The sequence below is a fragment of the Stenotrophomonas hibiscicola ATCC 19867 genome (assembly GCF_000382065.1).
Classification (GTDB): domain Bacteria; phylum Pseudomonadota; class Gammaproteobacteria; order Xanthomonadales; family Xanthomonadaceae; genus Stenotrophomonas; species Stenotrophomonas hibiscicola.
The window spans coordinates 549,403-562,829 of record NZ_KB907500.1 but is presented as its reverse complement, the minus strand read 5'-3'; the positions used below and the strand labels follow the sequence as shown (position 1 = coordinate 562,829).

Below are 13,427 nucleotides of genomic sequence, written 5' to 3'. Positions count from 1 at the left end.
TTGCGTTGAAGCCTGTTGCGGTGTCAGGCGGCCGATTGCTGCAGGTACCAGCTGGCAGCGCCGACCACGCCCAGCTGGCCGTGTTCGACGACCTTCACCGGGATGCGTGCCAGCGCTTCGCCCATCGGCCCCTTCTGCAGGTAGCGTTCGACGAAGGTGCTGGCGTGCAGGTATTCGCGGATCTGCGGCAGGATGCCGCCGGCCAGGTAGACGCCACCGTGGGCGCCGTAGAACAGCGCCATGTCGCCGATGGTGCTGCCGAGCAGGCCACAGAACACGTCCAGCGCCTGGCGCGCATGCGCATCGGTATCGGCCATGGCGGCGGCGGTGACTGCGTCGGGGCTTGCCAGGGTCGGCGCCTGCCCCTGCAGTGCACACACGGCTCGGTACAGGTTCATCAGGCCGGGGCCGGAGATCGCATGCTCGATCGACACGTGCGCGCGGTCGCGCTGCATGTGGCGGACGATGGCCATTTCCAGTTCGGTGCTGGCCGCCAGAGTCGGCTGGCCGGCCTCGGTGGGCAGAACCACTGGGCCGTGCGCGGTGGGGATCCACAGCGCGGCGCCCAGACCGGTACCGGGGCCGACCACCAGGGTCGGACCGCGTGCGGCGCTTTCCGGCCCGCACAGGTGCAGCACGCCACTGGCGTCCACCTGCGCGGCGGCGTAGGCCACTGCTTCGAAGTCGTTGACGATGTAGACCCGCTGCAGGCCGACGTCGGCTTCCACCTGGCGCGCCGACAGCGGCCACGGCAGGTTGGCGGTGATCACGGTGCCGTCCTCGCGGGCGTAGCCGGCGCTGGCGACCACGCAGTGCGTGGGCCGCGGGCCTTCGCCCAGGAAGTCGGACAGGATCGCGCTGAGACCGGCATGGTCGGCGTTGCGGTACTTGCGGTACTCCAGCACCTGCACCGGGTGGGCGGCATCGCCGCTGGCCTGGACCCGGGCCACGCGCACATGGGTGCCACCGACGTCGGCGGCCAGGAACGAGCGCGCAACGCGGGACAGGACATGGGCCGGGGCGGGGTGGCTGGCGGTCACGCGGGCTCCTGCTGTCAGGTGGGGCCGGCCCGGAACCGGGGCGGCGATTGTGGCGGAGTCTGTAACCGCGCTGACAACGATGTCAACGAGTTCGTGACACTTTCGTTGCTGCGTTGCAACGAACGCGGCGTGCAGTAAACGTTTACATGGTGTGAGTGCGGGTTTCACGTGGGAACCATTGCCGCACGTGGCTCTAGGACTGCCGCGCAATCAGCGGCGCGTACCGCGGCGGACTTGCGCAGTGCAGCACGAGGTTCACAGGGCTGCGCGTGGAAGTTGACAAACCGCGGCTGTCCATCGAAAGAATGTGACAACGTTGTTCCCAGCCACTCTTCGACGCCGCGTTCTGCGGCCGTCGCCGCAGGAGCCCTCCTGATGTCCGCCGTCCCCGCTGCAAGCGCGCGCCCGAACGTGGCCACCTCCATCGCCATCGTTGGCGTGTTGTTCTTCCTGATCGGCTTCTTCACCTGGCTCAACGGCCCGCTGATCACCTTCGTCAAGTTGGCCTTCGAACTCAGCGAGGTCGGTGCCTTCCTGGTGCTGATGGTGTTCTACCTGTCCTATTTCTTCCTGGCCCTGCCGGCGTCCTGGATCCTGCGCCGCACCGGCATGAAGAAGGGCCTGAGCCTGAGCCTGCTGGTGATGGCCGGGGGGGCCGCGCTGTTCGGTGAGTTCGCGACCCAGCGCTGGTACCCGGGTGCGCTCGGCGGCCTGTTCGTGATCGGCAGCGGGCTGGCCCTGCTGCAGACGGCGATCAATCCCTACATCTCCATCCTCGGCCCGATTGAAACTGCGGCACGCCGCATCGCGCTGATGGGCATCTGCAACAAGATCGCCGGCATGCTCGCACCGGTGCTGATCGGCACCCTGGTACTGCATGGCATCGGTGACCTGGACAAGCAGGTACAGGCGGCCGACGCGGTCACCAAAGTGGCCCTGCTCAATGAGTTCGCCGCCAAGATCCATGCGCCGTACCTGGCCATGGCGGGCCTGCTGGTGCTGCTGGCCGTCGCCGTATTGTTCTCGCCGCTGCCGGAGATCAAGTCCTCCGAGGCCAACGCCACCCCGACGGCCGCCGGCGCAGCCGAGCGCAGCAGCATCTTCCAGTTCCCGCACCTGTGGCTGGGCGTGCTCTGCCTGTTCGTCTACGTCGGCGTGGAAGTGATGGCCGGTGATGCGATCGGTACCTACGGTCATGGTTTCGACCTGCCGCTGGACCAGACCAAGATGTTCACCTCGCTCACCCTCGGCGCGATGCTCATCGGCTACGTGGTCGGCCTGCTGGTGATCCCCAAGGTGGTTTCGCAGTCGCGCTACCTGACCATTTCGGCGGTGCTGGGCGTGGTGTTCTGCCTCGGCGCCTGGGCCACCCACGGCTACGTATCGGTGGCCTTCGTGGCCCTGCTGGGCTTCGCCAATGCCATGATGTGGCCGGCGATCTTCCCGCTGGCGATCCGCGGCCTGGGCCGCTTCACCGAGACCGGCTCGGCCCTGCTGGTGATGGGCATCGCCGGCGGTGCGATCATTCCGCAGCTGTTCGCCGTGCTCAAGCAGCACATCGACTTCCAGCTGGTGTTCGTGCTGCTGATGGTGCCGTGCTACCTGTACATCCTGTTCTATTCGGTGGTCGGCCACCGCGCCGGCCTGCCGCAGGATAAGGTCTGATCGGCGATGATGGACGGCAGCCAACCCCAGGGAAAACCCATGCGCAGAGCGACCATCAAGGACGTTGCGGAGAAAGCCAAGGTCTCGCTGAAGACGGTCTCGCGCGTGATCAACAACGAGCCCTCGGTGATGCAGGCCACCCGCGCGCGGGTGCTGCGTGCCATTGCCGAGCTCGACTATGAACCCGATCCGTCCGCGCGCAACCTGCGCAGCGGCACTACCTTCGTGATCGGGCTGGTCTACGACAACCCGAACCCGTACCACATCATCGGCGTGCAGAACGGCGTACTGGCCGCGTGCCGCGAGACCGGTTTCGGCCTGCAGATCCATCCCTGTGATTCGAGCTCGCCGTTGCTGGCCGATGAACTGGCCGACTGGGTGCAGCGCTCGCGGCTGGCGGGGCTGGTGCTGACCGCGCCGATGTCCGAGCGCCGCGACCTGATCCAGGCGCTGAGCGCGCGTGGCATCAAGCTGGTGCGCATCATCGCCGCCACTGAAGACCCGGCCGACGGCGCCTGCGTGTTCGTCGACGACCGCGAGGCGGCCTACGAGATCACCGAGCACCTGATCCAGCTGGGCCACCAGCGCATCGGCTTCCTCTGGGGCGGCAGCTCGCACCGCTCCTCGGGCGAACGCTACGCCGGTTACGAAGCCGCGCTGAAGGACTACGGCATGACCGTGGACAAGCATCTGGTGGTGCAGGGCGACTACACCTTCGACGATGGTTTCCGCGGCGCGCGCCGCCTGCTGGCGCTGCGCGAGCCGCCCACCGCCATCTTCGGTTCCAACGACGAAATCGCTGCCGGCGTGCTGGCCGCCGCCAAGTCGGCCGGCATGAACGTGCCCTACGACCTGTCCATTGCCGGCTTCGAGGACAGCCCGTTCTCGCGCCAGTCGTGGCCGCCGCTGACCACCGCCAAGCAGGCCACCGAGGACATCGCCCGCCATGCCGCGCGCCTGCTGATCGCGCAGCTGCGCAGCGACGCCTACGACGATGCGCCGGCACCGCTGCACAACCAGGGCTTCGTGCCGCAGCTGGTGGTGCGCGGTTCGACCGCGCCGATGCGCCCGGCCGGCGCACGCCCCCTTCCTTCCGATCCTGCCTGAGCCTGCCATGTCGCTGTCAGACCCCACGTCCACCCTGATGTTCGCCGAGGCCGCTGAAGCGGCTGACGTGGTTGCCCGCCAGTTCTCGCGCAACCACGCCACCCTGGAATCCCTGGCCGCCAGCCTGCGTGCTGCGCCGCCCCCGTTCGTGGTCACCTGCGCACGCGGCAGTTCCGATCATGCCGCCACCTATGGCAAGTACCTGCTGGAAACCCAGCTGGGCCTGGTGGTCGCATCGGCCTCGCCGTCGGTGGGGTCGGTCTATGCCGCACCCCTGCAGCTGCGCGGCGCACTGTTCATCGTCATCTCGCAGTCGGGCAAGAGCCCGGACCTGCTGCGCAACGCCGAGGCCGCCAAGGCCGCCGGTGCGCGCGTGATCGCGCTGGTCAACGTCGAGGATTCGCCGCTGGCGCTGCTGGCCGATACGGTCATTCCGCTGCATGCCGGTGCCGAAAAGAGCGTGGCGGCGACCAAGAGCTACCTGGCGTCGCTGGCCGCACTGCTGCAGCTGGCTGCGTACTGGAAGCAGGACAGCAGCCTTCGCGCCGCACTGGACCTGCTGCCGGACGCGATGCGCGAGGCCTGGCAGTGCGACTGGAGTGCGGTGACCGAAGGCCTGGTCGAGGCCACCAACCTGTTCGTGCTCGGCCGTGGCCTGGGCCTGGGCGCGGCCCAGGAAGCGGCGCTGAAGTTCAAGGAAACCTGCAGCCTGCATGCCGAAGCCTACAGCTCGGCCGAGGTCAAGCACGGCCCGATGGCGCTGGTTGACCGTGGATTCCCCGTGCTGGCCTTCGCGCAGCCCGATGAAACCGGCGCCGGCACCCGCGCGGTGGTCGAGGAATTTTCTGCCCGGGGCGCGCAGGTGTGGCTGGCCGGGGCCGGCGGCAACCTGCCGGTGGCTGCAGCGCCGCATCCGTTGTGCGCACCGTTGTTGACCGTGCAGAGCTTCTACCGCGCAATCAATGCGCTGGCATTGCGTCGTGGCTTCAACCCGGACCTGCCGCCGCACCTGAACAAGGTGACGGAGACGGTGTGATGGCAACCGTGCTGCGCAATGCCCGCATCCTGGCGGAAGATGAGTTCCGCGACGATCTGGCAGTGGTGATCGAAGATGGCCGCATCAGCGCGCTGCTGCCCGATGCCGCGCCGCAGCTCGGCCACGCTGCCGAGCAAGTAGACCTGGGCGGTGGCTGGCTGCTGCCCGGCTTCATCGACGTGCAGGTCAATGGTGGTGGCGGCGCGCTGTTCAACAACACGCCGGACGTGGCGGCGCTGCGCACCATTGCGCAGGCGCATCGTCGTTTCGGTACCACCGCGATGCTGCCGACGCTGATCAGCGATGACGTGGCGGTGATGCGCGAAGCCATCGCTGCGATGCGCGAGGCCATCGCGCAGGGCGTGCCGGGCGTGATCGGCATCCACCTGGAAGGCCCGTACATCGCGCCGGCGCGCAAGGGCACGCACGATGCCAGCAAGTTCCGCGTGCCGGATGAAGACGAGATCGCGCTGGCGGCATCGCTCGACAACGGCGTGACCCTGCTGACGCTGGCGCCGGAACGCGTGCCGCTGGAGACGATCCGCGCGCTGGTCGAGCGTGGCGTGATCGTTGCCGCTGGCCACACTGCAGGCACCTACGAGGAGATCCGCGCCGGCCTGGATTCCGGTGTGCGTGGCTTTACCCATCTGTACAACGCGATGTCGCCGCTGCAGGGCCGCGAGCCGGGCGCGGTGGGTGCTGCACTGGAAGACCGCGATAGCTGGATCGGCATCATCGTAGATGGCGTGCATGTGCACCCGGCCAGCCTGCGCGTGGCGCTGGCTGCCAAGCCGCGCGGTCGCCTACTGCTGGTGACCGATGCGATGCCGCCGGTCGGTGCCGACGATCCCAGTTACGTGCTGTATGGCGAAACCATTACCGCCATTGATGGCGTGGTGCGCAATGCCGCCGGTTCGCTGGCGGGCTCGGCGCTGGACATGGCCACGGCGGTGCGCAACACCGTGCAGCTGCTTGGCCAGTCACTGGCCGAAGCGGCACGCATGGCCTCGACCTACCCGGCGCAGTTCCTCAACGTCGATGATCGCCTGGGCCACATCGCCGAGGGCTACCAGGCCGACCTGGTGCTGCTGGATGATGCCCTGCAGGTGCGTGGCACCTGGATTGCCGGACAGTACGAGGCCGCCTGATGAACGCGACGCCGCCACGCCGACTGGGCTCGATCGACGCCCTGCGTGGCATCACCGTGGCGGCGATGCTGCTGGTCAACAACCCGGGCGACTGGAGTGCGGTGTTCGCACCGCTGCGCCATTCGGAATGGCATGGCTGCACGCCCACCGATCTGGTGTTCCCGTTCTTCCTGTTCCTGGTGGGCGTGTCGATGGCGTTCAGCGTAGCGCCGCGCGCGCTGGACGTGTCGGCGCGACCTGCACTGGCGCGCGGCGTGCTGGAGCGCGCGCTGCGCATCGTGCTGGCCGGTGCGCTGCTGCACCTGCTGATCTGGTGGGCGTTGGATACCCATCACTTCCGCATCTGGGGCGTGCTGCAACGCATCGCGGTGTGTGCGGCGTTGGTGGGCGTGCTGGCGGTCTACGCGCGGCCGCGCGTGCAGGTGGGCGCTCTGATCGCGCTGCTGGTGGGGTACACCGTGTTGCTGCTGGGCATCGGTGACCTGGCGCCATGGACCAACCCGGCCAGCCGCCTGGATACCGCGTTGTTCGCGCCGTGGATCTATCAATGGCACGCCGATGCCGGGCTGGGCCATGACCCGGAAGGATTGCTGAGCACGCTGGGCGCGCTGGCCAGTACCGTGCTCGGGCTGTTGGCCGGAGGCCTGCTGCGCAGCGGACGTGCCGCGGCGCTGGCTGGGCTGGGTGTGGCGACTGCGGTGTTGGGCCTGCTGCTGGCGGTGGTGCTGCCGTTGAACAAGCAGCTGTGGACGCCCAGCTACGTGCTGTGGACCGGTGGCCTGGCGGCGCTGGCGCTGTGGCTGGGCCACCTGTTGATCGACCAGAAGGGCTGGCCGGCGCTGGGCCGGCGCTTCGGCGTCAATGCGATCACGGCGTATCTGGGCGCATCGGTGATGTCGGTGGTGCTGATGGCTACCGGGGTTTGGGGGTGGGTCTGGCAGCGACTGGCCACCGCAATGCCGCAGGCGCTGGAGCTGGCGTCCATGCTGCAGGCGCTGGTGTTTGTCGCGCTGTGGTGGGGCGTAGCATGGTGGCTGGACCGGCGGAAGATCTATCTGAAGATCTGATGGCACCTCATCCACGCCATGCGTGGATGCTCTCCGCGCGGCCTGTGACCGCTGCAAAGATGAATAATTTCAGCCACGTGGAGGTGGGGTGATGGCCGATCAAGTTCGCAACTGAACTGTGATGGCCGCCACGCAATTTCACCTATCGAAACCGTTCACCACACGGCAGACTGCCTGCGCAGTACCGCATATCCGCAGTTCCTGATCCCTTGTCCAGGAGTGCTGTATGTCCCGTGCCGTTCCGCGCGCTTTCCGTCCGCGCCGCCTCACCGTTTCCGTGCTGCAGGCCCTGGCTGTCCCGTCCGTCATGCTGCTGAGTGCCAGCGTCGCCTGGGCCGGCTGTGACAGCGCCGCCCCCGTCGCCGGCCAGACGGTCACCTGCGATGCCAATGCGCCGAACCCGCAGACTGTTCCCATCACGGCCAATGGCGCGGCCGGCATCACCATCAATATCGCCAACACGGCACAACTGCAGCAGAGCGGTGGCAGCAGCGCGATTTCGCTTGTTGGTGCCGGTGGGCATCTGTTGTCCAACCTGGGCACGATCAGTTCGGTGGGCGGTGTGGCGGTCCAGCTCGGTGGCGGCAGCCGTGTCGAAAATGCGGGCAGCATCAGCACCGGCAACAACACCGCCCTGCAGTTCGTCGGTGCGGGCGACAGCGTGCTGGTCAACCGCGGTACGATCAGCGGGCGCACCGGCGTACAGTTCGATTCAGGCAACGACCGCCTGGACATGCAGGCCGGCAGCATCAGCGGCGGCGTCCTGCAAGGGGATGGCAACGATGTGCTGCTGCTGGGCAATGGCACCATCGACAGCGTCGACCAGGGCAACGGCGATGACCAGATGACCGTCACCGGCGGCACCGTCACCGGCGTGGTAGCGCAAGGCAGTGGCCGCGATGATTTCGTCATGAGTGGCGGCACGATCGGCGCGCTGCAGCAGGGCGACAACATCGATACCTTCCGCATGAGTGGTGGCCGCATCATCGGCGCGTTCGAGGATGGCGACCAGGCGTGGATGACTGGTGGCCGCATCGGCCGTGTCAACATGAAGCTGGACAAGAACCTGTGGGACCAGTCCGGCGGCACCGTGGATGGCAATGTGGTGACCGGTTTCGACACCGATACCATCATCATCTCGGGTACCGCCTACATCGGCGGCAACATAAGCGTCAGCGGCGGCAACGACAGCGTGACCATTACCGACGGCACCGTGCGCGGGCAGGTACTGCTCAGTACCGGCGATGACACCTTCAACTGGAATGGCGGCGGCATCGTCTACGGCGCGATCGACATGGGCCCGGACAACGACGTGGCCAACCTCAGCAACCTCAACCAGGGCAACCTAGGTGCGGTGCCGCTGTTCGACGGCGGCAGTGGCATCGACCAGCTCAACCTCAGCAACGTCAAGACCACGGGCGTGGGCCGCTTCCAGAACTGGGAGACGATCAGCCTGACCAACAGCACCGAGCTGAGCTTCGATGGCGACCTGGTGCTGGGCGACAGCGCAACCGACACCGGCACGCTCACCGTTGATGACACCAGTACCGTGTATGCGGGCAGTGGCGGCCATGCCATCCGTCCGTTCAACAGTGGCGCACTGGTGGAGATGGTCAATGCCGGGCGCATCGACCTGAACGGTACCGGCGCGGGCGACGTGTTCACCGTGCGTGGCAACTACCGCGGAGACGGTGGTGGCCTGTACCTGCGTACCGTGCTGGGCGCGGACAACTCCACCAGCGACCGTCTGGTGATCGACGGCGGTACTGCCACCGGGACCACCGGCATCGGCGTGCTCAATGCCGGCGGCAGCGGCGCCGCCACGCTGGCCGATGGCATCCTGGTGGTGCAGGCCTTGAATGGCGGCCGCACCGCGCCGGGTGCGTTTTCGCTGTTCGCACCGGTTGCGGCCGGTGCCTACGAGTACTTCCTGTTCAAGGGCGGTGTCAGTGCCGGTACCGCCGAGAACTGGTACCTGCGTTCGACGCTGGTGACCGGGCCGACGCCGGCACCCAACGGTGGCGGCAGCGCGACACCGCCACCGCTGACGCCTCCAGTGGCCCCACCGCCGCCGATCACCCCGGCACCGCCGCCGCCGCCCGAAGGCGCCACCGATCCGGATCTGACCGCGGGCGAGACCGCGCCGCCACCACCGCCACCGGAACCCGCGCCGGTGGCGCCACCCAGCGATCCGGCCGTGCCGGACGTGCCAGTGGCCGGCGGTGCGCTGCCCGGAACCGGTGCGCCGCCGCCGCCGGGTGCACGCCCCGCCGAGGGCGCAGTGGTGCCGCTGTACCGCGTGGAGACTGCCACCTATGCCGTGGTGCCGCCGCTCCTGCGCGAGACCTCGCTGGCCAGCCTGGGTACCTTCCACGAGCGCCAGGGCGAGCAGCGCCTGCTGTACAACCAGGGCGCATTCCGCACCGCCTGGGGCCGGTTGGTGGGGCAGAGCAGCGAGATCCACTGGAAGGGGGATGCGCAGCCCGGCTTCGATGGCGATGTGATGGGCCTGCAGGCCGGCCTCGACGTGTGGGCTGCGGCGCCTGACAACCACCGCAACCAGATCGGCGTATTCGTTGGCCGCACCCGCGCGCAGGGCAAGACCACCGGCCTGGCACTGGGCTGGGAGAACGTGCAGGTGGGCCAGAACCGCCTGGACGACAAGCACGTGGGCTTGTACTGGACCTTCACCGACAGCAGCGGTGGCTACATCGACGCCGTGGCGATGCAGAGCCGTTACGACGGCCGCGTGCGTTCCTCGCGCGGGCTTGGCTTCGGCTTGAGCGGTGATGGCACCAGCGTGTCGGTGGAGGCCGGCAAGCCGCTGCTGCGGTTTGGGCAGTCGGCGTGGTGGTTGGAGCCACAGGTACAGGTGATCTGGCAGCGCACCTCGCTGGACGACCGCCGCGATGAGGTATCGAGCGTGCGCTTCGACAACGACAACGCCTGGACCGGCCGCATCGGCCTGCGTCTGGCCGGCGACTACCAGCTGGCCGACAACGGCTGGCAGCCGTATTTCAAGCTGAATTACTGGCATGGTCGTTCCGGCGAGGACCGCATCCGCTTCGACGACGACACGATCATCAATTCGCAGCGCTCACGCGCGCTCGAAGCCGGTGTCGGCGTGGTAGGGCGCTTCAACCGCACCATCAGCGCGTACGCGGTGGCCGACTACACGCGCGAGCTGGGCGGTGACCGCAACGAGAAGCGCCGCATCATCGAAGGCAACATCGGCCTGCGCGCGGACTGGTAGCGCGCGGTACGGATGTCATGACTCGTTCTGGTGGGTGTCGACCTTGGTCGACACGACTCTCTCCGCTGCCATGCCTTGCTCTGGTAGGTGCCGACCTTGGTCGGCACGAATCCCGCCGACGCCATGACGTTGCTCTGGTAGGTGCCGACCTTGGTCGGCACGAATCCCACCGACGCCATGACGTTGCTCTGGTAGGTGCCGACCTTGGTCGGCACGAATCCCACCGACACCACGACGTTGCTCTGGTAGGTGCCGACCTTGGTCGGCACGAATCCCACCGACGCCATGACCTCCGCGCAGCCGAGCATAGGCGCGGTTCTACAACAGTGGTGCGCACGCATCCGGTTCCACCAGCGCCCCGGCATGATCGGCCAGCACCACCACCGCATGCAGCAACCCTTCCTCCACCTGTGGCGGACACTGCGCCTGCAAATCATCCATCTCGCGCGCCGACTGCGCCGCCAGCAACACGCCCCCACACGCAGACACTGCCGCCAGGCAGCGCGTCGCTTCGGCCAGTTCCCGACCGCGCGCCCCGCTGAGTTGCCGTTCGCGCCACACCTGATCATCGGCTGCGTGGCCACGCGCCATGCCGCGCAACCGCGCGAAGAACGAGGAGGGCGGCGCCTGTTCGTGGGCTTCGGTGAGCGCATCTTCCAGCGCTTCGGCTGCCGTAGTGGACAGCTGCAGGCCGGGCAGTGCAGCACCGAGCAGTGCATGCAGGCGTGGATAGGTGGGGAAGGGTTTGTTCATGGCGGCAACCTCACGGAGCAAGGCCACCTGCGGCATGCAAGGTGGCGGGCGGTGCGGGTTGGCGTGCCGGTCAAAATCAAAGAGAAAAAAAGCCGACGGATCACGAGGATCCCCACGCACCGCCCGCCATAGGCGAGCCGGTGCATTGTCGTGATTGCCGCAACGACGGCAACCCGTTCTCTTTGATGTTTGATTCAGGACGCCAATCCCGGCCAGCGCAGGAGGCGCCGACGGAGGCAACCTTCTCGCGTTCTACATGGCAATGACATGGGCAAAGTTGCAATTTACTGATCGCGTGCACGCTGTCTTGCTGCAACCCGCGGCGGGGCCAGATACGACAGTTCGCGCATGGCGAAAGCCATCACCTGCGGGCTATGCTGTGCGCCTGCCTCAACGACAAGGAAACGTCACATGCAGGTTCGCAAGGGAGTGCGTCGCATTGGTGCGCTGGTGATCGCGCTGGTGGCTGCCAACGCCATGGCCGATACGCCCAAGGCAATCGAAGTGCCCTCACCGGAGGCGGAGGCCGAGATCCTCGACCTGCTTGAACGGCAGGCGCTGTATCGCGACCGGGTGGACTGGCCTGGAACCCGCACACGACTGCAATCGGTGCAGGGCGACCCCGTGAAGCGGCTGGCGTTACTGCGCGAAGCCATTGCGGTCAGCACGGGCAATCATGGCGTATGGACGACGACCCAGCGCCAGAGCGAATCCCTTGCGCGCGCGCAGCAGGTCGGCGCCGCCGCCGTGGAAAGGGCCAAGGCCGCCGATGCGGTGGATGCGCGCATCGGCTGGCTGGTCATCGAGGGATATGCCTCCACGCCCGGCGCGACGCCACAGGAAGCGTTCCGCCAGAACATCCAGCGCGCCGCGCGGTGGCAGCAGGTCATCCGTAGCAAGGACGACGGCATGCGCTGTGGCTGGATCGTCGACCTGCGTGACAACAGCGGTGGCAACATGTGGCCGATGCTGCTGGGCATGGCACCGCTGCTGCGCACCTCGGTGGTGAACAACGAAGATGTGGGGGCGTTCGAAACCGCACAGGGGCCGGAGCGCTGGACGTTGACCGCGACCGCCGTGCAGCGTGCAGGCAAGTCGGTGCTGGACTTCGGCCAGTCCGGGTATGTGCTGCGGCAGCCCGGCGCGCCGGTGGCAGTGCTGTTCGGACCGCGCACCGGCAGTTCGGGCGAGGCCTCGGCGCTGGCGTGGCGTGGTCGTCCGCAGACGCGGAGTTTCGGTCAGCCCACTGCGGGTGTCTCCACTGGCAATGTCGTGCACACGCTTGCCGATGGCAGCCGCCTGCTGCTGACCACCAGCGTGATGCGGGACCGCAATGATCGTGGCGACGGCTTGAAGATCGAGCCCGACCAGCGCGTCGAGGGTGACGCCGCCACCGTGGCCGCCGCCCAAGCCTGGCTGCTGGCCCAGCCCGCCTGCCAGGGCACCCGGTCATGATCCTGATCGGCCAACAGGAACGGGTGCTGATCGTCGGCCCCACCGAAGCCCACCACTGCCTGCGCTGCCAGACGGAAACCGAATTCGCCCCGCAGCTGCGCTACAAAATGGCGCGCATCGATCTGCTGTTCGGCTTCACCTACCATCGCCGCTACGAGCTGGCCTGCACCCGGTGCGGGCACGGCTGGGTGCTGGACACCGACACCATGGACCAGCAGCTGGGTGGGGTGCCGATCCCGTGGCGGCACCGCTTCGGCCTGCCACTGATGCTGGTGGTGGTGGCCGGTCTGGCGGCGTTGGGCTGGCTGTGGCGGCACGGATTCCTCGGTTGAGGACAGGGCCTGTTAAAGTCTGCCCTGCAATCACGTACCGGAACCGACCATGGACCACGACACCCCGTTCGAACCCCTCAACGACCTCGAGGAGCGCCTGCTGCAGGCCCAGGACGGCACGCTGACCGCGTCGCAGTTCCTCGACGGCCTGCTGACCTCGACGGCGTTCGTGCTGCTGGACAAGGCCATTGGCGAAGATGGCGCCTGGGACGAGAGCATCTCGCCGCTGGTGCTGACCAGCGAGGGCGGCGAGCCGATGTTCGCGGTGTTCACCGCCCCCGAGCGCGCGGGCCTGTGGCACGAGCAGCTGCCGCAGTTTGCGCATGCCATGCCGATCGCGGTGCACGCGCTGCTGGCCGGTATCGGCGACGGCGTCGGCCTGGTGCTGAACCCGGGCCTGGACGTGGGCATGGAGATGATTCCCGATGCGGTGGCGCAGCTGAAGCAGCGGGCTGCGGCGATCACCCGTGGGATGGCGCACTGATCCCGCGAGTGTCTGGTTGCCGGCCAGCGGCCGGCACTACCCGTGGTGCCGGACGGCGGCGATGGCTTGCAAGTGCGTCCTGTTCAA

General features: G+C 67.6%; 12 protein-coding genes. 9 read left to right on the top strand and 3 right to left on the bottom strand.

Annotated features, from left to right (window positions below):
- Positions 1 to 23 precede the first annotated feature (23 nt).
- Positions 24 to 1,040: a glucokinase family protein gene (locus G370_RS0111090; protein ID WP_019660658.1), complete on the bottom strand. Its 1,017-nt coding sequence runs from the start codon at positions 1,038 to 1,040 to the stop codon at positions 24 to 26.
- A gap of 375 nt (positions 1,041 to 1,415) precedes the next feature.
- Between G370_RS0111090 and G370_RS0111085 the strand changes: the two genes are divergently transcribed.
- From G370_RS0111085 to G370_RS0111060, 6 genes are all read left to right on the top strand, one after another.
- Complete coding sequence (locus G370_RS0111085) at positions 1,416 to 2,705, top strand: sugar MFS transporter (protein ID WP_019660657.1); 1,290 nt, start codon at positions 1,416 to 1,418, stop codon at positions 2,703 to 2,705.
- Positions 2,706 to 2,744: 39 nt separating this feature from the next.
- Complete coding sequence (locus G370_RS0111080; RefSeq protein WP_019660656.1) at positions 2,745 to 3,812, top strand: LacI family DNA-binding transcriptional regulator; 1,068 nt, start codon at positions 2,745 to 2,747, stop codon at positions 3,810 to 3,812.
- 7 nt (positions 3,813 to 3,819) lie between these two features.
- A complete protein-coding gene (locus G370_RS0111075; RefSeq protein WP_019660655.1) occupies positions 3,820 to 4,848 on the top strand; it encodes an SIS domain-containing protein in 1,029 nt (342 codons plus the stop codon).
- Entirely contained in the window at positions 4,848 to 5,996 is a 1,149-nt protein-coding gene (gene nagA, locus G370_RS0111070; protein ID WP_019660654.1) for an N-acetylglucosamine-6-phosphate deacetylase, read from the top strand. Before G370_RS0111075 ends, nagA begins: the two co-directional genes overlap by 1 nt.
- Positions 5,996 to 7,063 (top strand): acyltransferase family protein, encoded by a 1,068-nt coding sequence (locus G370_RS0111065; protein ID WP_019660653.1) that lies wholly within the window; start codon positions 5,996 to 5,998, stop codon positions 7,061 to 7,063. Before nagA ends, G370_RS0111065 begins: the two co-directional genes overlap by 1 nt.
- Positions 7,064 to 7,289: 226 nt before the next feature.
- Entirely contained in the window at positions 7,290 to 10,316 is a 3,027-nt protein-coding gene (locus tag G370_RS0111060) for an autotransporter family protein (RefSeq protein ID WP_019660652.1), read from the top strand.
- On the opposite strand, the gene G370_RS0111055 is transcribed toward G370_RS0111060, so the two are convergent.
- Both G370_RS0111055 and G370_RS0111050 read right to left on the bottom strand, forming a co-directional pair.
- Positions 10,235 to 10,603: a hypothetical protein gene (locus G370_RS0111055; protein ID WP_154081335.1), complete on the bottom strand. Its 369-nt coding sequence runs from the start codon at positions 10,601 to 10,603 to the stop codon at positions 10,235 to 10,237. The two genes, G370_RS0111060 and G370_RS0111055, sit on opposite strands and share 82 nt — an antisense overlap.
- Before the next feature lie 31 nt (positions 10,604 to 10,634).
- Positions 10,635 to 11,069, bottom strand: a complete 435-nt coding sequence (locus tag G370_RS0111050) for a hypothetical protein (RefSeq protein WP_026347088.1) — start codon at positions 11,067 to 11,069, stop codon at positions 10,635 to 10,637.
- A gap of 411 nt (positions 11,070 to 11,480) precedes the next feature.
- On the opposite strand from G370_RS0111050, the gene G370_RS0111045 reads away from it, so the two are divergent.
- From G370_RS0111045 to G370_RS0111035, 3 genes are read left to right on the top strand one after another with little or no spacing between them, the layout of a single operon-like run.
- Complete coding sequence (locus G370_RS0111045; protein ID WP_019660649.1) at positions 11,481 to 12,524, top strand: S41 family peptidase; 1,044 nt, start codon at positions 11,481 to 11,483, stop codon at positions 12,522 to 12,524.
- Positions 12,521 to 12,856 carry a hypothetical protein gene (locus G370_RS0111040; protein ID WP_010480927.1) on the top strand — a complete coding sequence of 112 codons (336 nt, stop codon included), beginning with the start codon at positions 12,521 to 12,523 and terminating at the stop codon, positions 12,854 to 12,856. Before G370_RS0111045 ends, G370_RS0111040 begins: the two co-directional genes overlap by 4 nt.
- 49 nt (positions 12,857 to 12,905) lie before the next feature.
- Positions 12,906 to 13,340 (top strand): SseB family protein, encoded by a 435-nt coding sequence (locus G370_RS0111035; RefSeq protein WP_010480925.1) that lies wholly within the window; start codon positions 12,906 to 12,908, stop codon positions 13,338 to 13,340.
- Positions 13,341 to 13,427: the final 87 nt, after the last annotated feature.